This is a genomic window from Acinetobacter sp. NigerLNRRAM0016, from assembly GCF_054112845.1.
In genome coordinates this window covers 1-21,519 of the sequence record NZ_JBSYVT010000037.1, presented here as the reverse complement: position 1 = coordinate 21,519, position 21,519 = coordinate 1, and the positions used below count along the sequence as shown (strand labels likewise).

General features: G+C 41.2%; 20 protein-coding genes and 1 pseudogene. 10 read left to right on the top strand and 11 right to left on the bottom strand.

Annotated features, from left to right (window positions below; translation table 11 throughout):
* Positions 1–23: 23 nt before the first annotated feature.
* A complete protein-coding gene (locus ACWQ4X_RS16500; RefSeq protein WP_457904374.1) occupies positions 24–335 on the top strand; it encodes a hypothetical protein in 312 nt (103 codons plus the stop codon).
* A 53-nt stretch (positions 336–388) separates the two neighbouring features.
* On the opposite strand, the gene ACWQ4X_RS16495 is transcribed toward ACWQ4X_RS16500, so the two are convergent.
* Positions 389–778, bottom strand: a complete 390-nt coding sequence (locus tag ACWQ4X_RS16495) for a DUF3144 domain-containing protein (protein ID WP_457904373.1) — start codon at positions 776–778, stop codon at positions 389–391.
* A 109-nt stretch (positions 779–887) separates the two neighbouring features.
* Here ACWQ4X_RS16495 and ACWQ4X_RS16490 point away from each other — a divergent pair, with 109 nt between their 5' ends.
* Positions 888–1,520 (top strand): hypothetical protein, encoded by a 633-nt coding sequence (locus ACWQ4X_RS16490; protein WP_457904372.1) that lies wholly within the window; start codon positions 888–890, stop codon positions 1,518–1,520.
* 7 nt (positions 1,521–1,527) lie between these two features.
* Here ACWQ4X_RS16490 and ACWQ4X_RS16485 read toward each other — a convergent pair whose 3' ends face one another.
* Together ACWQ4X_RS16485 and ACWQ4X_RS16480 are read right to left on the bottom strand one after the other, a co-directional pair.
* Entirely contained in the window at positions 1,528–2,988 is a 1,461-nt protein-coding gene (locus ACWQ4X_RS16485; RefSeq protein WP_457904371.1) for a CYTH and CHAD domain-containing protein, read from the bottom strand.
* A gap of 183 nt (positions 2,989–3,171) precedes the next feature.
* The gene (locus ACWQ4X_RS16480) at positions 3,172–4,635 is read right to left on the bottom strand and encodes a CYTH domain-containing protein (protein ID WP_457904370.1); all 1,464 of its coding nucleotides are present in this window, start codon (positions 4,633–4,635) and stop codon (positions 3,172–3,174) included.
* Between the two features lie 390 nt (positions 4,636–5,025).
* Here ACWQ4X_RS16480 and ACWQ4X_RS16475 point away from each other — a divergent pair, with 390 nt between their 5' ends.
* Entirely contained in the window at positions 5,026–5,409 is a 384-nt protein-coding gene (locus ACWQ4X_RS16475) for an Mpo1-like protein (protein ID WP_457904369.1), read from the top strand.
* Between the two features lie 512 nt (positions 5,410–5,921).
* Here the strand turns inward: ACWQ4X_RS16475 and gloB are convergent.
* Complete coding sequence (gloB, locus tag ACWQ4X_RS16470; protein ID WP_457904368.1) at positions 5,922–6,653, bottom strand: hydroxyacylglutathione hydrolase; 732 nt, start codon at positions 6,651–6,653, stop codon at positions 5,922–5,924.
* Between the two features lie 133 nt (positions 6,654–6,786).
* Positions 6,787–8,217, bottom strand: a complete 1,431-nt coding sequence (locus ACWQ4X_RS16465; RefSeq protein ID WP_100241556.1) for a pyridoxal phosphate-dependent aminotransferase — start codon at positions 8,215–8,217, stop codon at positions 6,787–6,789.
* A 229-nt stretch (positions 8,218–8,446) separates the two neighbouring features.
* Here ACWQ4X_RS16465 and msrB point away from each other — a divergent pair, with 229 nt between their 5' ends.
* From msrB to ACWQ4X_RS16440, 5 genes and pseudogenes are all read left to right on the top strand, one after another.
* Entirely contained in the window at positions 8,447–8,866 is a 420-nt protein-coding gene (msrB, locus tag ACWQ4X_RS16460; RefSeq protein ID WP_100241555.1) for a peptide-methionine (R)-S-oxide reductase MsrB, read from the top strand.
* Positions 8,863–9,345 carry a glutathione peroxidase gene (locus tag ACWQ4X_RS16455; protein ID WP_100241554.1) on the top strand — a complete coding sequence of 161 codons (483 nt, stop codon included), beginning with the start codon at positions 8,863–8,865 and terminating at the stop codon, positions 9,343–9,345. Before msrB ends, ACWQ4X_RS16455 begins: the two co-directional genes overlap by 4 nt.
* 5 nt (positions 9,346–9,350) lie before the next feature.
* Positions 9,351–10,229 (top strand): AraC family transcriptional regulator, encoded by an 879-nt coding sequence (locus ACWQ4X_RS16450; protein ID WP_457904367.1) that lies wholly within the window; start codon positions 9,351–9,353, stop codon positions 10,227–10,229.
* 47 nt (positions 10,230–10,276) lie between these two features.
* Positions 10,277–10,891, top strand: a complete 615-nt coding sequence (locus tag ACWQ4X_RS16445; protein WP_457904366.1) for a LysE family translocator — start codon at positions 10,277–10,279, stop codon at positions 10,889–10,891.
* A gap of 175 nt (positions 10,892–11,066) precedes the next feature.
* Positions 11,067–13,284: pseudogene (locus ACWQ4X_RS16440) on the top strand (TonB-dependent receptor).
* Positions 13,285–13,342: 58 nt separating this feature from the next.
* Here ACWQ4X_RS16440 and dapC read toward each other — a convergent pair.
* The 5 genes from dapC to ACWQ4X_RS16415 all read right to left on the bottom strand — a co-directional run bounded on the left by dapC (position 13,343) and on the right by ACWQ4X_RS16415 (position 19,778).
* Positions 13,343–14,512: a succinyldiaminopimelate transaminase gene (gene dapC, locus ACWQ4X_RS16435; protein ID WP_457904365.1), complete on the bottom strand. Its 1,170-nt coding sequence runs from the start codon at positions 14,510–14,512 to the stop codon at positions 13,343–13,345.
* Between the two features lie 25 nt (positions 14,513–14,537).
* Positions 14,538–17,204 (bottom strand): [protein-PII] uridylyltransferase, encoded by a 2,667-nt coding sequence (gene glnD / locus ACWQ4X_RS16430; RefSeq protein ID WP_457904364.1) that lies wholly within the window; start codon positions 17,202–17,204, stop codon positions 14,538–14,540.
* Positions 17,205–17,230: 26 nt separating this feature from the next.
* Entirely contained in the window at positions 17,231–18,445 is a 1,215-nt protein-coding gene (gene purT / locus ACWQ4X_RS16425; protein ID WP_457904363.1) for a formate-dependent phosphoribosylglycinamide formyltransferase, read from the bottom strand.
* A 237-nt stretch (positions 18,446–18,682) separates the two neighbouring features.
* Positions 18,683–19,030: an L-valine transporter subunit YgaH gene (ygaH, locus tag ACWQ4X_RS16420; protein WP_457904362.1), complete on the bottom strand. Its 348-nt coding sequence runs from the start codon at positions 19,028–19,030 to the stop codon at positions 18,683–18,685.
* Positions 19,020–19,778, bottom strand: a complete 759-nt coding sequence (locus ACWQ4X_RS16415) for an AzlC family ABC transporter permease (protein ID WP_457904361.1) — start codon at positions 19,776–19,778, stop codon at positions 19,020–19,022. The genes ygaH and ACWQ4X_RS16415 overlap by 11 nt, the downstream gene beginning before the upstream one ends.
* 101 nt (positions 19,779–19,879) lie before the next feature.
* Between ACWQ4X_RS16415 and ACWQ4X_RS16410 the strand changes: the two genes are divergently transcribed.
* Both ACWQ4X_RS16410 and ACWQ4X_RS16405 read left to right on the top strand, forming a co-directional pair.
* Positions 19,880–20,365 (top strand): hypothetical protein, encoded by a 486-nt coding sequence (locus tag ACWQ4X_RS16410; RefSeq protein ID WP_142769059.1) that lies wholly within the window; start codon positions 19,880–19,882, stop codon positions 20,363–20,365.
* A gap of 181 nt (positions 20,366–20,546) precedes the next feature.
* Positions 20,547–20,720, top strand: coding sequence for a hypothetical protein (locus tag ACWQ4X_RS16405; RefSeq protein ID WP_457904360.1), 174 nt, complete (start codon positions 20,547–20,549; stop codon positions 20,718–20,720).
* 86 nt (positions 20,721–20,806) lie between these two features.
* Here the strand turns inward: ACWQ4X_RS16405 and ACWQ4X_RS16400 are convergent, their stop codons facing one another.
* Entirely contained in the window at positions 20,807–21,508 is a 702-nt protein-coding gene (locus ACWQ4X_RS16400) for a Crp/Fnr family transcriptional regulator (RefSeq protein WP_457904378.1), read from the bottom strand.
* Positions 21,509–21,519: the final 11 nt, after the last annotated feature.

Here is a 21,519-nt window from a genome sequence, read left to right as displayed (position 1 = left end):
ACATAACTTGACTGAGTTGATGTATGAACAAAATCCAAAAAAATTCTACTTTTATTCTTTTTGCATGTGCAATTGCTACGTCTTATGCGACGGCAGCCACTGAAACCCGTGTCATTCGAGCCGAAAATGGGCAATTGGTATCTCTGGGCGATAGCTATATTCAACTGGTACAGAATATGCAGCAACCGCCAATCTCGGTGCGGAATTACGAGTGGGAAGAAGGGGACAAGCAGTTTACTGCATCAGATTATGTGTATTTGGTCGGGAATACCTATTACACCGTGACCATTGTCGATAATGTGATTAAAAAGATTGTTTGGGATCGGAAAGTTTAAGTCATAAAAAAAGCCCTGAGTCTAAGCTGAGGGCTTTTTAATAGGCCATTGAATTAATGGTCATGATCATGCTTGTTGGCATGGAATTCTTCATTATGACGGAAGCGTAAATAGTTCTCGAACTGTTCACAGTATTCGTCATAGTTATCTTCAAGCATCATTTGGAATTGCTGCAAGATATAAGACATGACTTGCTCTTTGGCATCACGCATTTCATTGCCATCTTTAAAATTATTGGCTGCGACCCAAGTATTGAAACGTGCCGTTGCAAACAGCATTGAAGCGCTGACTTGACCACGAATTTCATTTGGCTTGACTTGTTGTCCTTTGGCTGGGCGACAAAATTCATTGGCATATTTAATAAATTCATCTGCACGTTCAAAAAAAGCAGCATTCAAAGCTTCTTCTTCGGTAACATCGGTAGCGTCAATCTTTTGAACCATGACTGTTCCTAGCTAAAATTTCATGTTGCATTATAGGCAAAGCCTTGCAGAAACAAAACCTTTGACTTAATCTAAAAATAGCCTAAGCACTATAAAAATGGAACGCGGTATGTCAGATGCTATTGCAATTCAAAATCTTAAACATGATGTCTCCTTATTACGTCAGCAAATTTGGCCACCACAATCTTTAGCCAATGTAGAAGGTTTGCCCATTTATTATGGTTCTGCGGAAGATGTGGCGCATTATTATCAGCAATGGCAAGACTTAATCGAGCGGGCACAATTGCTCAGCCAGCCATTTCTTAGCGATGAAGTGGTCGATGCGATTCATTTACCGAGTCATCTGAACTTACCGTTATTTTATTTTCATGTAGATCGTATTCGAATTAATAAAACACGCGCCAAAGAGTCGAAGACCTTTAGAGGGATAGCCAGTCTATTGGATAAATGCGGAGAATTTCCTGCAGCACAAGTGATGACCATGCAGGCATGGCTGAATAGTGATGAGCAGGCGGCACTGGTGGCACACCGTGAATTTATTGATTTAAGGACCTATGTGTTTCAGCATGGGCAAAGTGAATACACCCGCACCCGATTTTATGTGAACGGGATTGTGTTAAGCACTGAAGAGCATTTTAAATTGGTGGATGCGCGCGATAAGCCACGTAAGCAACGCAGTGATAGCTATAGTGATCCACTGGCTGACAATGACGTCTGGAAAGTCTTTGGAAAATACCGTTAAGTTGGTGTTAAGACCAAAACGGTTTGATTTTCTTAAAGGCTTTGAGCTGCTTATCGATGTGTTTTAACTGTTGTTTTTCCTGTTGATTGAGCCAGTCCATTGCACAGTGAATTTCTTCATTTTCAGGCAGTTCATGGAAGAATTGCTCAGCAACCAAAAGGTCGTTGTATTGCCCCAAAAGCTCCTGAATCGGTTTAATCGCTTTAAGGTAGTGTTTTACTGCTTTATTGCTATAGAGGCTGCGTACAAATTCAATGTTGTAACGTAAATGTTTAAAGCGTTTGCGCAGTTTGTGTTTTTCTTCATCTTCCAGTTGAGAAAAATGTCCAATGTCATGGGCAATCCGTTGATGAGTTTTCTTTAAGTTTTTCTCTGCATAGTGCTGGAAGGATTTTTTCTTTTTATTTTTTGAACTTGGTTCTGAAGTCACGTAATTCATGAGTTCCAGTATCAATTGATTGGTTTCGGTAGACTGAAAAATCCACATCACTTGATTGTGATAACTCTCTGGAGTTGGAATATCCAAGTGTGCACAGCCCGCTTCTTGTAATTGCGGTAGAAGTGTTTCACGTATGGCATCGGTATCCCGTGCCGTGCCTAAGGACTGGAAGATAATCCGTAATTGTGCCGCCCAGTGTGGCGGAATATCGTGAGTAAGCTTAGCATAACAACTCAGTGCGCTACGCATTCGCCGTATTGCTACTCGTGCCTGATGCACATGTTCACTCTTGTAGAAGCCACAGGCAAGGGCAGTTGCATTTGGTAAGAGATGCTTAAAGGTATTGTTTAAGATGGCGTGGACGGCCGCATTTGCAGTCATGGCTGGATCTAAAACAATAGGCGCTGCATATTGTGGCGGTAATAGATCCTGTTGCTGCACATGCAAATCTCCACGCTGGGATTTACTGCGTGTATCCAGCCATAGCTGGTATTTATTCATCCACGGTTCTATACAGCGGATTAAGTCATGAATTGAACCTTGCACCAGTTCAAACTCAATTTCAAAGATTCTTAATTTTTCTTTTTGAAAGACCAGATGACCAATGTCGAGACAGACTTCAATTTCAGACTGATTGAACAGCAAAATCTTGGATACACGTTCAACATCGGTCGAAAACTTGACTTGGAAATTCTGCAACGCATTTTCAGTGGTAAAAAGCGCAGGCAGTTCCTCAACATGATCCTGATATAAGGCTAAATTAAGTTTAGGCTGCTTTTTCTTGCCCAAGTCAGTTTCAAACTCAAAGCGTTCAATATGCCGTTCAGTTTTATATTTCAGGGTTTGAATCCAGTGACCTTGTTCCAAGCGTAATCGTAGCGCAATCGATTGCTGTGCCAGTTGAAAATCTGGGGTGTCATAATAATGGGCGAGCAGACGTTGCTTATAGACTTTGGAGGCGCAGAAGTCTTGATAAATCATGTCCTGAAACGCTTCTGGAATTTGAAATTTGAGTTCAATTTCTGACATGTTCTAGCCCTCGCACTGGAGTTTTTAAAATTATTTTAATGGCGCTAAATGTATATCTTGGCTAAACAGACTGAATAAGTCCAGTAAAAATGTAAATATGTAACATGTCTATTTAAAGACAAAAAATGAAAGACATCCACAAGTCAAACTTATGGATGTCAATGGCTTAGAGATTGAAGTCACTTAGAATTTCAGGAATTTGCGGCTCACCATAAATTGCTCGGTCGCATCTAATAATGCCTGCGCATAGACTTCTTGCTTAGCCGTTAACCATCCCAATACAAACCAGTCACTGGCTTCCAGTTCAGTCTGTTGAATATAAGCAGCAGAAGAGCTGAGAGTTAGATATTCCTCAGCGGCTTGATGGGCTTCATTCAGTGCTTTGCTATATTTTTGCAAGTTTTTGACATCGTAAATTGAGGTCAAAATCGGGAAGCTAAACTTGAGTTCACGAATACGCTGCGAGAGCAGTTCTAGACTTTCAAAATTGGTCACGTCAGTTTCGGCAAGCTGCTCATGAATCTGTTTATATTGCTGTTGTAAGGTATTTTGAGCATAACCTTTTAAATCCAGTTCTTGTGTCGCTGTACTGGACTGCAAACTAAACATTAACAATTCTAAAAAGTGATGCACATTCAGGGTTGAGCGAACCAAATTATTCAGTTTTTCTTGCGCATATAAAATATCTTTGGTCAGACTTGCTGTCGTTGTCGGATTTTGCAGTAATGCACCCAAGGTACGCTGCATATGCTCAAGCTGTTGTAAATGTTCAAAATGATGTTTGAAGGCTGCCAGCTGATATGCCCACTTGTCAGAAACATCCTTACTCCATGTTCTCAATAGAGCAGAAGTTAAATAGAGATGATCTAAAGCCAAATGTGCTTGTTCTAAATGTTCTTGTTGAGCAACACAAGCAGAAATGGCTGCAATATTGGGTAGCAAATGTTGTAGTTGCTGCGCAATCAGTGAACGCACATTGCTGTCTGCACTGTCTTTTTTGACCAGTTGAAACGCTTTTGCTTGTTTGGCAGGACTCACTTCTTGCTGAATTGAAAGTAAATGACCCATTTCGGCTTTACTGCGAACATCAAGCCACAATTGGTATTTCTTGACCCATTCAAAACTAAAGGCGAGTAAGGACTGTATAGCGCCTTGTTTCAGCTCAAACTCGACTTCATGGACTTCGCGTTCTTCAGTTTCTGTGGCCAAGCGACCGATATCCAGACTGACTTCAATTTCTGCATTTTCAAAGTGAATGACGCGATAAGTTCGCTGAATATCAGATTCGAATTGTAACTTTAACCCATCCAGCTGATTGCCTAATGCTTGTTGCAAAATAGCAAGCGCCTCGGGTTTTTGTTGGTAAATCGTTAAATCTAAAGCAGGGGCGTGCTCAGACACACCAAAATCATGGTTATGCTCAAAACGGTGCAAATGACTTTTGCCTGCTGCTTTTAAAGTTTGAACCCAGTGTTCACCTTCTAGGCGTAAACGTAGAGCAACACCATGTTGTGAAAGTTGTTTATCTGGTGTGTCGAAATATTTGGCTTTGAGGTGAATCAGATTAGATTTTTTTGGATCTAAGGCTTTCAGGAGTGCCGTTCTTTTTGCAGTAGGAATTTGAAATTTTAATTCAACTTCAATCATAAATTTGCCTTAGATCATTGTTGGAAAAATGGTGAAGTCACTTTAAGTTGAGCGCTTATAACAGCAGTGACTTTTTAATATTAAATTCTAGCCGAAAAATTTGATGCTGTACGGGACAATGAGTGAAATTATCGGCAATCAAGTGTTTCCTAGCGTAAAAGAGGCAATCTTGTATTTGCATCACAGAAAAATGTGCGGTTTGTATGTTGATTCATTCCTTGAAATCTAAGTATGTAATCAGCGGGGGAAGACTGAAAACCAGAAGTTATTTTTTGCCAATTTTAACTGTTAAAGGTGAGCAAAAATGTAATTGACCAATTTTGCATGAAGCACAATCATGTTTGGGCGAAATACAAATCAAGAATTTAAAACAATCAGGAAGATCCAAGCATGAATGCAATCGTAGAGCCGAAAAATGAGGTGGCAGCAGCGCAAGCACCACAACTACCCATCCGAAACTATAACGAGTTTTATCGCTTTTATTTAACGGAACATCGCAATATCACCAGCCGACGTTTACACGTTTTAGGCAGTGCCATAGGCGGATATTTCATCGCCAAAGCAATCCGCCACCGTAAACCGAAATATGTGTTATATGGTTTATTGCCTGGCTATGCCTGTGCTTGGGTTGGACATTTTATGTTTGAAAAAAATAAGCCTGCTTCTTTTAAGCAGCCGCTGTATAGCTTTATTTCTGACTGGCGTATGCTGTCGGATATTGCGCGAGGCAACTTGAGTTTGAAATGTCGATCATTGGATAAAATTCCAAGTTAGGACGCATGCTATATAAAGTACATTTGTCTATTAATATTGCAGATAAATGTGAATTATAAATACATGTTATATTTGAACTTTAAATGATCATTAAAGTTTATATTTCATGTATATTTAAAAAATCAGCTAGGATGTTGCAATCTTCTGATGTAGTATGAGACTCGGATTATTTAGAGTGTCTTGTTTGTGTCAGGATACAGCAAGTTTCCAATGCCTAGAGTGACCTTTCTCTGGGCTTTTTTTATTTTGAGTCTTGGAAAAGTAACGAAATAGCAGAAGAAAAATAAGGGACTTTTAATTGAAAGACTCTCTAATTTTCTGCCCACATTGCCCGTGTGGTTAGTGCAGAAAATTAGAGAGTCGTGTTTATTTTCAGTTATTGTTATTCTTATTGAAAATAAACAAAATCTTTCGGTTTATCATTGTATTTTATTGCTTTTATGACTGTATTAAACCGTGAATTTGACGCTTGCTCTATCCCTAGAAATGGTGATTTTTGTAAAACTGAAAAATTAAAAGTTATCTTTTAATTCACGTAATCTTTGAAACTCTTCCACGCTTTGTACTCTGAGAAATGGATTGGTTTCCAGCTCAATTTCAATGGTGCTAGGCACGGTCGGCTGATCCAGCATGCGTAGTGCTTCCACCTGTTCAAAGCGTTGCTGGATTTCCAGATTATCAGGTTCTACATGCAGGGCAAATTTGGCATTCGACAGTGTATATTCATGGGTGCAATAGACTTGGGTTCTTGGCGGTAAGGCTGCCAAACGGTTGAGAGAGTGATACATCTGCTCAAAAGTTCCTTCAAAGACACGTCCACAGCCCATGGCGAATAAGGTATCCCCACAAAACACCAAATCTAAGGCATCGCTAAAATAAACGATGTGTCCTAAGGTGTGCCCAGGTACCGCAATCACATCAATACGAACATCATGAAAATTGAAATGCTCACCATCACCGAGGGGATGGGTGATAAACGGAATCTTGCTGAGTTCTACTCTTGGGCCATAGACAGGAATATTGCGATTGACCAATAGCCCGGGTACGCCGCCAATATGGTCTTTATGCCAATGTGTGAGCCAGATTTGACTGAGGTGTAGCTGGTGTTCTTGACAATAGTCTTCTACCAACTGTGCTTCAGTGGGGTCAACCGCAATCACTTCATGTGATTCTGTATGTTCGAGTAACCAAATATAGTTCTGTAATTGATTTTTTACATCAATGATATGTACTTGATAAGTCATGTCATTCGCTCATTATTTCTTGTTGAACAGTGTAACATTGAATCAGTCAGCCCCACTGTTTTAGCACTGTAATTCAAGCTGCAAGCAAAAGAAAAAGCCGCATATCAAATGCGGCTTTTTGAGTAGGATATTATTAGCGTAATTTCGCCAAGAAACGACCTACACGGGTAATTGCTTCGCGCAGTTCATTTTCAGCGGGTAAGAACACCACACGGAAATGATCTGGCGTTGGCCAGTTAAAGCCCGTGCCTTGCACCAATAACACTTTCTCCGCACGCAATAGGTCAAGCATCAGCTTTTCATCATCCTGAATTGGATATACTTCTGGATCAAGTTTCGGGAAGCAGTACATTGCACCTTCAGGTTTCACACAAGTGACACCAGGAATGTCATTCAGCATTTGCCAAGCGATATTGCGCTGTTCGTATAAACGGCCACCCGGGCGGATTAAATCGTTAATTGATTGGTAGCCGCCTAATGCTGTTTGAATCGCATATTGTGCTTGATGGTTAGCACATAGACGCATAGACGCCAGCATGTCCAAACCTTCGATGTAATCCATTGCACGCGATTTATCGCCAGTAATTGCCATCCAGCCTGAGCGATAGCCTGCGATACGATACGCTTTAGATAAACCGTTAAATGAAATACACAGTTGATCACCCGCCAAAGCAGCAACTGAAACGTGTTCGATACCGTCATAGACAATTTTGTCGTAGATTTCATCTGCAAACAAAATCAGGTCGTATTTCTTCGCTAAAGCAACAATTTGCTCTAAGACATGGCGTGGATAAACCGAACCTGTTGGGTTGTTCGGGTTAATAATTACAATACCACGGGTATTTGGCGTGATTTTACTTTCCATGTCCGCAATGTCTGGATACCAGAAATTTTCTTCATCACATTTGTAATGAATCGCTGTGCCACCAGATAAGTTGACTGCTGCTGTCCAGAGTGGATAGTCAGGCATTGGAACCAGCATTTCATCGCCATCGTCCAATAGACCTTGCATAGCCATCACAATCAGTTCTGACACACCATTACCGATATAGACGTCATTGACATGCATATCGAAGATGCCTTTTTGTTGGTAATACTGGCAAATGGCTTTACGTGCAGGAAAAATCCCTTTTGAGTCAGTATAACCCACAGCATTTGGCAGATTTAAAGCAACGTCATTAATAATTTCTTGTGGCGCTTCAAAGCCGAATGGTGCAGGGTTGCCAATATTTAGCTTGATAATCTTGTGACCAGCTTCCTCCATCTCGATGGCCGCTCGTAACACTGGTCCACGGATGTCGTAGCATACATGCTCGAGCTTAGACGATTTTTTTATTTCGCGTGGGGTTTGAATAGTGTTTGGCATTTTGAGAGTCTCGGAAGGAGTGGGGGTCACTTTTGCATAACGATATAAATAACTTTTGAATGTTTCCGTTGTTACCAAATCGAGATCGTGTTCATCTCTGAGCAAAGCAACAATTTTTTCATGCGTATAACCCGCCTGTTGATATTGTTTAATCACAGGCAGTAGATGTTTAAAAATAACGCTCTTTTTCTGCGACATTTTTTAATCCTGAGTAAGCATGACCCTAAGAATAGCACCAATGTTGCTCACAAAAAAGCATTTCATAAATAAAAATGCTCACCATTATTTTTATTTTGCTTACTTTTTGCTTTTAAAGAAATTATAAGTCTTTTGTAAATTGTTAAGTAAAGACTAGAAATTTTAGAATGAATGACGTAAATATAAGATTATCCTATTTTTAAACAGCAAGATAGAAAGGGAAGTAATCATGGGAAAACTCAATAAAACAGACCGTGAATGGCAAAGAGAGTTATCTCCAGAAGAATTTCGTATAACTCGACAAAAAGGAACAGAGCCAGCTTTTACGGGGAAATACTGGAACACCAAGCAAGAAGGAACCTATGTATGTCGTTGCTGCGGAGCACCGTTGTTTTCGTCTACGACGAAATATGACAGTGGTTGCGGCTGGCCGAGCTTTTTTAAACCAATTGCTGGAGGGGCAATTGATGAAATGCCAGATAGTTCACATGGTATGGAGAGAACTGAAATAGTTTGTCATCATTGTGACGCACATTTAGGGCATGTTTTTGAGGATGGTCCACAGCCAACAGGATTACGCTATTGCGTAAATTCGGCTTCATTAGAATTACAATCACAAGAAAAAAATGACGAGGAAACCTATCCATGACCAACATATATCAGTTTGAAGCTGAGTTGTTAGATGGAAGAAATAAATCTTTTACCGATTATCAGGGGAAAGTTTTATTAATCGTAAACACAGCGAGTAAGTGTGGTTTTACCCCACAATTTGCAGGTTTAGAAAAATTATATGAGAAATATAAGCCTCAGGGGTTAGAGGTGCTTGGTTTTCCATGTAATCAGTTTGGTGGGCAGGACCCAGGTTCAAATGACCAAATTGGTGCTTTCTGCCATAAAAATTATGGGGTGACATTTCCCATGTTTTCTAAGGTGGATGTTAAAGGTCCTGAAGCTCATGCCATTTTTCGCTATCTGACCAATAACAGCAAAGGTATTTTAGGCAGCGGGATTAAATGGAACTTTACCAAGTTTTTAATTGGTAAAGATGGAACGGTTCTAAACCGTTTTGCGCCAACCACCAAGCCAGAAGCCTTGGAAGAAGAAATTGAAAAGGCATTGCAACAATAAACGTGATGTTGAATAGATTGCAGCCTTCCAATGATGCCTCCAAAGCTCAGATGGAGTTTTGGAGTGACCCCAATATGCCTTATGTGGAAACGCGTAAGGCATGTCAAAGCCGCGCCTGTTATCGTGCCCATAGTCATCCAACCTTTTCGATTGGTGCGGTAGATCTTGGGCAAAGTGTGTTTAGTAGTCACTTTGTCGGCACACAAAAAATTGAGACAGGAACATTGGTACTCATTCCTGCGCATGTTGAACATTCCTGTAATCCTGAACCCGATCAGGCATGGAGTTACCAGATGATGCATCTGGATATGCGCTGGTTACAGCAGTTGCTACAGGAAACTGAACAAGATTTCCGCTGTGATGTAATTCCGCAATACAAACCTCAACTTTATCAAGCTCAACAGCTTTATTCAGATTTTTGTCATTTAAATCAAAGTTTATTTGATTCTTCCATTTCTTACTTGGATAAAGAGCAGTTGCTGATTCAGACCTTAACTGAATTATTGTTTCCAAACCTGCATCTAGAATTACTGAAAGAAAATGGCTACGCGCAGCAGGAATTTCAGCTACTCCAGTCTAGACTGGGTACAACGGAAGAATTTCTTTCTTTGCATGAATTGTCCAAGCAAAGTGGTCTAAGTCGCTATGCCATTATTCGCTTATTTAAGTCGAATCTAGGTTTAACTCCGCATGCCTATCAGCTCAACTTAAAAATTAATGCCGCCCGCAAACTGTTGCGGCAGGGGCAGGAGATTGCAGCGTTGAGTTATCAACTGGGTTTTAGTGATCAAAGCCATTTTCAGCGAGTATTTAAGCAGCTTACAGGCACCACACCAAAGCTTTATCAAAAGCAGCATCGTCGCGCAATTTCATACAATAATTAAATCTAGGTAGAGACTAGGCTTATCTCACGAATTGATTGAGATAAGTTATGGAATTATTTTTATTTATCGCATTGACCCATTTTATCGCGCTGCTGTCTCCCGGACCTGACTTTTTTCTCCTCTTAATGCATTTAATGAAATACGGATCAAACTTGACGCGTTATACAGTGCTTGGTATTGCTTGCGGCAATGCTTTAATTTTACTGGTTATTTTTTCTTCTTTGTGGTGGCTGGGGCAAATACACCCTTTGATTCTTCAACTGTTGCGCTGGTTGGGTATCGCTTATTTGTTGTATTTTGCAATGCAATGTTTTCGTTATCGCAGTGTGGAAAATAAGGATTTTACATCACGTGATGAAATTCAAATCAAGACATCAAGGATTGTTTGTTTCATGCAAGGTCTGCAATCTAGTTTATTAAATCCGAAAAATGTCATGTTTTATAGTAGTCTGATTCTTTTGATTTATCATCAATTTAGCTTGGAGCAGTTATTTTTAATTAGCTTGTGGATGGTGACTGTGGTTTTATTGTGGAATTTAGCATTACTTCAGCTGCTGATTTGGAAAGACTGGAGTCATTTTTTTAAGAAGAAATCAGGACTGTTGTATCGAGTCACAGGTTGTTGCTTTGTCGGGTTTGCATTGATTCTAGCCTTATTATAGATGCAATTATGAGGATCTGGTCACATCGGATGTCAGACTTCATAAATAATAACAATCACATAACTAATTCTCATTTAAATTTACAATGTAAATGAGAATTAAATCGATTTTTTAAGATGTATTCTCATTTACTATCATGCGCAAGTAATGATGCTGATAAATTAGGTGAGAAATGGTGATTAAGCTAAAACTATTAGTATTGATGATGGCGTGTGTATCTGGATATAGCATTACACATGCTGCCGAAACACAATCAGTGGATTCTGATGAAGCATCTCAAGCGAGTAATGTGACAGCTTTAGAAACCATTCGTGTTGTTGCCAGTGCGGATGCTTCAGCAGAAGGCTTAATGGAGCCATTCGCAGGTGGGCAAGTGGCTAGTGGTGGTCGAGTGGGTATCTTTGGAAATCAAAAAAATCTGGATACACCATTTAATTTAACTAGCTATACCAATCAATATATTCAAGAACGCCAAGCAAAGAGCGTTGGGGATGTACTAAAAGCTGACCCAAGTGTGAGAGTAGGTCGTGGTTACGGTAATTTTCAGGAAAACTATTATATCCGTGGCTTCAATCTAGGTTCAGATGACACGGCTTATAATGGTTTGTACTCCATTTTACCGCGTCAATATATTCCAGCAGAATTATTTGAGCGTGTAGAAGTATTAAAGGGTGCTTCATCCTTTTTAAATGGTGCGATGCCAAGTAGTGGTGGTATTGGTGGTGCCATTAATCTTTTGCCAAAACGTGCTGGAAATGAACCTTTAAATCGCGTGACGGTGGGCACAGATTTTAATGGTGGCTATATTTCAAGTGATATTTCACGTCGTTTTGGTGAAGATCAGCAATTTGGGGTACGACTAAATACGGCTTATCATGATGGGCATACTTCGGTAGATGATGAAAAGAAATCATTAGGCTTGGCTGCGATTGGGCTAGATTATAAAGGTGAGCATTTACGCCTTTCTGGTGATATGGGCTACAGTAATAACCGTTTAAGTGCTACACGTCCAAGTGTGACTTTAGGAAGCGGCATTACATCTGTACCAACAGCAGTAGATGGTTCGAGTAACTATGCTCAAATGGTCTTATTCAAATGAAGAAGACGTATTTGGCAGCTATCGTGCCGAATATGATTTGAATGATGCGATGACTGCCTATGCGGCTTATGGTTTCCGTCATGGAGAAGAACAGAATAGTCTGGCGAATGTCACACTTCGTAATGCAACGACAGGGGACAGTACGTTCTATCGTTTCGATAATGCACGTGTGGATATGGTGAATACAGGTGAAGTAGGCGTTCGGACTAAATTTGAAACAGGTGATATTCATCATAATATGGTGCTATCTGCTTCTGCATTCCAGCAAAATACCCGTAATGCCTATTTTATGGATTGGGGCAATCAACTTGCTACTAATATTTATGATCCAGTTCAATACAATCAGCCTGAAGCTTTAACCCCATTATTTTCTGGTGGTGATTTAGAGAGTCCAAAACTTACTACTCGAACGCGTTTAAGAAGTATTGCAATTGGCGATAATCTAACAGCATTAGATGAAAAATTAATTGTTATGTTGGGTGCGCGTTATCAGCAAATCCTTCAAGATACCTATAGTTATGCGCAAGTGAAAACAGGTACGTATGACGAAAGTAAATGGACGCCAGCACTCGGACTAACGTATAAAATTACACCTGAAGTTTCTGTGTATGCCAGCTATATAGAGTCATTGGCTAAAGGCTTAAGTAATACAACGGGTAATACCACAACGACATTAAAGCCTTTCGTAGCCAAGCAAAAAGAAATCGGCACGAAGTATGAAAATGATCATTTAGGTGTGACCTTAAGTTTATTTGATATTAATAAACAGCGTGGCATTCTACAAAATGGCGTATTTAGTGATGCTGGTGAATATGTGCATCGCGGTGTTGAATTGAGCAGTTATGGAAAATTGACAGATTCGTGGACTGTACTGGGTGGAGTAACATGGATGCACGCCAAGCAAGAAGACACCGGTTCAATAACTTATGATGGAAATTATGAAGTTGGGGTTCCGAAGTTTCAGGCAAATTTAGGCACAAACTGGAAATTACCGTTAGCTCAAGATATTTCTGTAAATGCGCAAGTGACATATACGGGTTCAACCTATGCCAGTCTGGACAATAGCCTAAAAGTGAAGGATTGGACGACGTTAGATTTAGGCGCAACTTATAAAACGCAGCTTGGTCAAACACCTACGACATTTAATTTCTTAGTGAATAATGTGTTCGATAAAGATTATTGGGGTTCTGTGGGGCTGTATGACAACATCAACAGTACCAGCAATACCAATAATGGCTATTTGGTTGCAGGTTTACCGCGTACATTTATGTTAAGTGCATCATTTGATTTTTAATAAGGTCTAAATAAAAAAACCTCCAGTCATGGAGGTTTTTTTATTGGCTAAACAGCGATTAGAGAATCTGCTTTAAGCGTTTTACCACTTCTTCACATTGTGCCAAATCTGCAACCAGTGCAAGGCGAACATGATTTTCACCAGGGTTGCCAGTCTCTGTTTCACGGGATAAATAACGACCCGGAAGCACTTTAATATGGGCTTTTTCCATCAGCATTTTGGCAAAGGCTTCGTCATTATCGACCTTGAGCCAATAATAAAAACCTGCATCTGGCTTTTTCAGCGGCAGTAAATGACCTAATTCTGACTGGAATAAATTAAATTTGGCACGGTACTGTACGCGGTTTGCTTCGACGTGTGTTTCATCATCCCAAGCCGCGATCGATGCCAACTGATGTTGAACAGGCATTGCTGCACCGTGATAAGTACGGTATTGCAAATAAGGTTTAAGTAAAGCTGCATCGCCCGCAACAAAACCAGAACGTAGACCAGGTAAGTTTGAACGCTTTGACAATGAATGGAACACGACACAGTTTTTATAATCGTCACGTCCAATTTCAGCACAGACTTCTAAAAGTCCTGTTGGTGCTTGATCAAACCAAAGTTCCGAATAGCATTCATCTGAAGCAATCACAAAGCCATATTGGTCAGACAGTGCAATCAGCTTTTTAAATTGCTCTTTAGAGAGCACGGCACCTGTTGGATTACCTGGTGTGCAAACAAATAACAGTGCCGTTTTTTCCCAAACTTCGGCAGGCACAGTATCAAAATCGCCTAAATAGCCATTTTCTTCGGTACAGTTAATAAAATAAGGTTCTGCACCTGCTAATAAAGCTGCCCCTTCATAAATTTGATAGAACGGGTTTGGCATGACCACATAGGGTTTTTCATCGCGGTTAATCAGGGCTTGTACAAATGAAAAAATCGCTTCGCGCGTACCAGAAACAGGCAAGATTTCCTGTTCAGGATTCATTTGATTCAGATGAAAACGACGCGTTAACCAGTTGGCAATGCTCAGACGTAGTTCTGGCAAACCTTTACTGTTCGGGTAAGTCGATAGATGCTGGAAATTATCAATAATCGCTTGTTTCACAAACTCTGGTGCAGGATGCTTTGGTTCGCCAATCGAAAGGGGAATCAAAGGTAAATCTGCGGGTTGTACATCCTGAAAAAGTTTATTTAACTTTTCAAATGGATAAGGATGTAATAGCGATAAACTGGAGTTCATGAAACGAATACCCGAACGTTAAAAATTAATGTTGACCACAGACCTGATTAGAGGCTTCATCCAAAGCTAATTTCAGTTGCTTCGCAAATAATACTGCTTCGTCTTCTGTCATTGGGGAGCCATCTTTTTTGGTCACAAAGAAAATATCTTCGGCGCGTTCGCCTAAAGTGGCAATTTTAGCAGAGTGTATGTCTAAACCCTGCATCATAAACAGACCACCAATTTTCGCAAGTAATCCTGGGTGGTCAAGTGTGGAAATTTCGACCATATTTTGTTGTAAGGCTTCATTCAGCGTTACATCGACGGTATTCTCAATATCAAAATGGCGCAGTTGACGCGGAATACGACGTTGCATTAAGCCCGGATATTTGTCGGATTGACTGAGTGCAGAGGTGAGTGACTGAATTACTGTTGCCTCACGTTCAGGATCGGTGAGTAAAGTACCAAAACGGTCTAAAACCAGATAAGTATCTAAACTAAAAGCTGTGGTCGCGGTAATAATTCGCGCATCCTGAACATCTAGGTTCATGCGATCTAGAATGGCTACGGTGGTTGCGAATAAATTAGGCTGATCACGTGTATAAATAAAGATTTGTACTGCATCTTGCGCTGAAATACGGTGCGCACGCATTAACACTAAAGGTGCTGGATTTTCACCATGTTCTAATATGGCACGGGTATGCCATGCAATTTCATCGGCAGATTCTTTAATGAAATATTCATCGCCCAGTTCTTGCCAGACTTTTTCCACATCGGCCAAGGAGAAGTCATTCACCAGCATTTCGCTGGCTGCAAATTTGGTGTCTTCAATCAGCATTTGGTAGTCCACTGGACGTCCCAAACCCGTACGAATAATGTCACGGGCATGGGTGTAGAGCTGACGCATCAGTGATGCGCGCCACGAGTTCCAGAGTTTTGGATTAGTGGCATTAATATCGGCAACCGTAAGGGTATAGAGGTAATCTAGATGCTCCATATCCCCGAGTTTTTCGGCAAAATCTTTCACCACATCTGGGTCAGAAATATCTTTTTTCTGTGCGGTCAGTGACATGAGTAAGTGATTGTGTATCAGCCATGCCACCAATTTGCATTCACGTTCAGTAAAGCCGTGCACACGGCAGAATTCAATCGCATCTTCCGCACCGAGTTCACTGTGGTCACCACCGCGACCTTTGGCAATGTCATGGAACAGGGCTGCTAAAAACACGATGTCACGACGCGCAAGGCGTTGGAAGACTGAACTGACCACTGGGAAATCTTTGGCAAACTCAGGCTCTTTAAAGCGGTTTAAATTGCGTAATAATAGGAGCGTGTGCGCATCGACCGTATAAATATGGAACAAATCATACTGCATCAGTCCCATAATCTGCCCGAAAGCAGGAATATAGTTACCCAACACACCGTAACGCTTCATGGCAACCATGGTGTCGTACAAGCGGTAAGGCGAGCGGATAATCGCCATGAACAAAGCTTGATGCTCAGGATTGTCTCGATAAGCCTGATCGATACGTTTAGCAGCTAAAATCAAGAGGCGTAGAGTACGTGCGCGAATACCTTCGATTTCTGGACGGTTCGCAAGTAAATAGAATAATTCTAAAATCGCACTTGGTTTTTCTGCGAAAATTTTATGGTGCTGAACGGCTAATTTGCCATCGACCAATTTGAAATTGTCATTAATTTCCACAATTTCACGTTCATATTGTGGCAGCCGAGGGGTAATCACCGATTCACTAAAATATGCCAATAACATTTCATTCAGGGTCGAAACCTGTTGCGCAGTACGGTAATAGCGCTTCATGAATTGTTCAATTGGATAATTGGGTGATTTGTCTTCTTCACGCACATAGCCAAACATGGCGGCAATGTCACGTTGATAGTCAAACAATAAACGGTTTTCATCGCGCTTGGTGAGGCGATGTAAGTGATGGCGAATTTCCCATAAGAAACTTTCGGCTTCTTCGAGTACACCCAGTTCAAATTCGGAAATAAAGCCTAAGTGAACCAAATCGTAAATACGATTAACACGGAAATGACGCTTCGCAATCCAGCCAATTTGGTTGATATCTCGGATACCACCCGGAGCATTTTTAATATCAGGTTCTAAATTGCTTTCGGTATTGTTGTGCTGTGCATAGCGACGGTGTTGCTCTTCCATCTTTGCATCAAAGAAGGTTTTGTCCGTCCATGTTTGTGAAACAATACGACGTGGCCAACGTGCTAAATGTTCATAGCCGATAATCAGTCGAGCTTCAATCAGGGTAGTGGCAACGGTTAGATCATTGGTGGCTTCTTCGACACATTGACGAATACTGCGCACACTGATGCCGGGTTTAAAATTACCAACATCCCAAAGGGAAGAAATGAACGTAGAAATAAGCTGTTCTTGCTCTGCCGTGATTTCATCTTCCGACAAAATCATAATGTCGACGTCTGAATACGGCAGCATTTCACGGCGACCATAGCCACCGACCGCAAATAGCCCCAGCTTGGTTTGATCTAATTCTGCATGGCGCCACAAAAATTGTAGCGCTTCATCAATTAGATTCGCGCGAGCTGAAATGACTTCTCGAATGGGCTGTCCATGTTCAAAACTTTCCTGTAATTGCTTTTCTACATCGGTACGCCATTGGTTAATCGCTTGGATATCATGGTTACTTTTGACGTAATTCAACAAGGGTAAAGTATTGATCATGAACAGTGGTCCGTAATGTTTATAAGTTAGTTCTGATTCACAATGACTTGATCCGCAGCGTGTTGAGCAAGCTCGCGTGCTTGATCAGTTGTTTCAGCACGTGCAGTCGCAACACCCATACGGCGGCGTTTAAAGCCTTCAGGTTTTCCGAACAGGCGTAAATCAGTATTTGGATTTGCCAAAGCAAGATTTAAGCCAGAGAAGGAAAGGTTGGTGTCATCCACACCCGCATAAATCACGGCACTTGCAGCAACACTGTGGCGTGTTGTGTTGACAGGCAAGCCTAAAATTGCGCGTGCATGTAATTCAAATTCGCTTTGATATTGAGAGGCTAAAGTCACTAGACCTGTATCGTGTGGACGAGGTGAAACCTCACTAAACCACACTTTGTCACCTTTGACAAACAATTCCACGCCAAAAATACCGCAACCGCCTAAAGCCGTGGTGACTTTATGTGAAATACGTTTTGCTTCTTCTAAAGCCACGGTTGTCATGGCTTGAGGTTGCCAGCTTTCGACATAGTCGCCAGAGTCTTGACGATGCCCAATTGGGTCGCAGTATTGGGTTTTAATTTCACCAGTTTCTGCATTTTTGGCACGCACTGTTAATAACGTGATCTCGAAATCAAAATCAATTTGTGATTCAACGATGACCGTACCTTGATTCACACGACCACCTGTTTGTGCATATTCCCAAGCTGCATCGACTTCGGCAAAGCTTTTGACGCGTGATTGACCCTTGCCCGAAGAAGACATAACAGGTTTGACAAAGTTTGGATAACCAATGTCATCACATGCAGCGCGGAAAGATTCGAGGCTATTGGCAAAGCGATAAGCCGAAGTTGGCAAACCGAGCTCTTCTGCCGCTAAACGACGAATACCTTCACGGTTCATGGTAAGGTTAACCGCTTTTGCAGAAGGAATGATGGTAGTGGTTTGGCTGGCTTCAATTTCGACCAAAAGTTCAGTCGCAATAGCTTCAATTTCAGGAACAATCAGGTGGGGTTGTACTTTGGCAATCAGTTGTTTTAATTCTTCAGGATCTGCCATATTCAAAGTATGTTGATAATGTGCAACTTGCATGGCAGGAGCATGGTCATATCGGTCAGCTGCGTGTACTTCGACACCCAAACGTTGCAGTGAAATCACCACTTCTTTTCCTAGTTCACCAGACCCTAATAGTAGAACTTTAAATGCAGAAGATTGAAGGGGAGTACCAATAGTCACGCTCATGTGATTCATCCTTGCGTAAATGGGGTTTTAGCATAGCAGAACTCAGAGCGGTGTTCAGGTCGGATTCACATAAAATAATAAGATTGTCGAACAATTTTTTTGCAGTTCTATTGAAAAGGATGATTTGGTGTTTGAATAAAAACTTTTTTACTATCATAAAGTAAGTTTATTTCTCATTTAAGGTTAATCACCTGAAAGTTATATTCAAGTGATTAACTTGGTTATGAATCATCCGTTCAAAATTTTCTAAAAATGGAAAGGGATATAGGTATAAACAATACCATAAACCAAGGCAGCCGTTAGGGTCGCAGGCACAATTTTCTTAAACTTAAAGTACAAGCCTGTCAGCACCAAAAAACCAATCAGCATCGCTAAACTCTTGTTGGGCGTTTCCAGCAAGGGAGGTAGTGTGGCGACCACCAGCATGGAACTAATGGCTGAAATTCCAATTGAGCCCAAGGCGATTTTTAACCACAAAGCACCGCGTTTTTGCGAACCTTGCTGGAATTTTTGAATGACAAAAAAGGGTCCAAAACGTGAGGCAAAATTGGCGATGCCGACCACAATCCCCACCAGAATAATCTCAAGATTCATGTGATGCTCCTGCGTGTTCGGGATCGTGTTGTTTCAGGACATAGTGCTTAAACAAACCTGCAAAAATACCTGATGAAATACCAATGAAAATTGCCGCAGATAAATCAATGAAATAACAGGCGATGGCAGACACCAAAATGGTCACACTGACCACAAAGGTGTGTTTCTTTTCAAAGGCAGCTAACAAGAAACTGAGGAAGAGTGCGGGTAACAAGAAATCCAGAGCAGCCTGAAGAAACTGCGGCAGATTGCTGACTTGATCGGCAAACAGTCCACCTAAGAATGAGCCCGTTGCCCAAGACAACCAGCTAAATAAACTGAGTCCCAACATCCATGACTCAGACCATTCTTGACGTCTTTGCGAGAGTTTAATCATGCCCGAAGCAAACACTTCGTCGGTTAAACCCCATGCCCAAATTGCGGTCTTTTTCAGGTTTAATCGGTCTTGAATCAGATTCTGTAAGGCTGGTCCATACAGCAAGTGACGAATATCCAAGGCAATCACGGTCAGCGCTGTCATCCAAATAGAAGTGCCACTGCCGAGCAAGGCAACCACCAGAAACTGGCTGGCACCTGCGTACATGGTACAAGAGAGAAATAAGGCTTCCCAAGCACTAAAGCCAAACTGCGTTGCAGAAACCCCAAAGGCAAAAGAAACAGGTAAATAAGTAAATATAATCGCTTGGCTGTCTTTGGCACCTTGCCAAAAACCAGCCGTTTGCGCGGGTGTTAATTTGTGTTGTGACACGACACACCTTGTTAGAGTTAAACGATAGGTCAAATAAGATTGTGTATTGTATCTGAATTTACTAGCATAGTACCTAATAGATTGTTGTGGTGATGCCCCAGATGCGAATACTTAGTGCACCTGTTCTTGTTGTTTCAGTGTTGTGTAGCAGTTTGCTATTACAAGCGTGCGGTCAATCTTCAGATCATGCTGAAAAGAAAGCAGAAATTAAAGCTGCGCCTAAATTGACCAATGATGCAACGAGCTATGCGCACGAAGCATGGCGATTCATGAACGAGGCTGATCCTTATGTATATCGTAAACAACGTAATTTGATTGAAGAAAATGTGCGGAAACCTGCGCGCAAGCTCAGCACAGACTGGCGTATTAACGTGAAAATGACAGACTCGGTAACGGAAGGGAAATACGCCTTGTGTCGTAAGGCGCTGACCAGTTTAGATGTTTGGGCACGTGAAACCATGGAAAATTCTGCAAACGTTTCGCAGACCAAAGCGGATTACGAACGCGACAAAGCACAATGTAAAGATGCTCTTGAGCATCCAGAACTTGGCAATACCGACCCAAAGAAGAAAGCCTTTAGCTCCTAATAAAGTTAAATATTTAAAGCGGCATTGTAGTCTTGAAGATTGCAATGCTGCTTTCTAATTCATTACGACGATAATAGAAAATAAGACTGACTTGATTAATTTAATGCATTATCCTAATGTGATAAAAAGCGATATAATTTGCGTGAAAATCCACATTAAATAGCAATGAGGTTATCGCCCCATGCGTAAATTATCGATCTTTGGTTTTAGTCTTTTCTGTTTATTCAGTTCCACCGTAAATGCTCAGGTTGTGCAGCCTAAACAGCATATTGCTTTGCATCATGCTGTGGCACATGAAGTTGCACCTTGCACCAATGGTTTTGATGAGGTCAATGTCTGTCAATTAAACTCTTAATTGAGCTGCTTTTTGGTGCATGTATTTAAATGTGCACATTTATGGTGAAAATTTTTGCACCATAAAATTACCATATTGTTTGGGTTTTAGCTGTGCAAGGTATAGGCCAGACGATGTAATTGTTCCTGATCGATAATTTCAATTTTTTTAAACGCAAGTTTTAACACCCCCAGTTTTTCCAAAGCCTGTAATTCCTGATTGATTGTTTGTCGTGAGCAGGTCAGCATTTGTGCCAGTTGTTCTTGACTCAGTTGAATCACATTTTTTTCAATCAAGATATGATTGCCATAACCTTGCAAAATCAGCATTAATCTTAAAGCCAGCCGTTGGCGGATGGTCTGGGTTTGAATCGAGATTAACTCTAAAAAAGCCATACGTAATTTTTGGCTGGTCAATTGTGCAATATGAAACCAGAACTGAGGCTGTACTGCGAGTAATGTGTGAATGGCAGCATCGGGAATATGCAGAATCCGTGTTTTTTGAATGGCAATGGCATCGTGAGAGCGTGGTTGCTGATCTATCAACGAAATCTCCCCAAACCACATGATTGGCTCAACAATTGCGGCAATGGATTCGGTGCCTTCAATATCCACATAGCCTAAGCGCACAGCACCATCCAATACAGCGTAGATGCCATCAAAGCGCTCTCCCGAATAAAAAATGGCTTGATCTTTCTCGTAGTGTTGCACACGAGCATGCTGCACGATTGATTGCTGAAAAGGGGGCGGCAGTTCGGAGTACCAGCGATTATTGGCAAGCTGTTGTAAATCTTCCAGTTCAAGGGTCATAGGTATTCTGC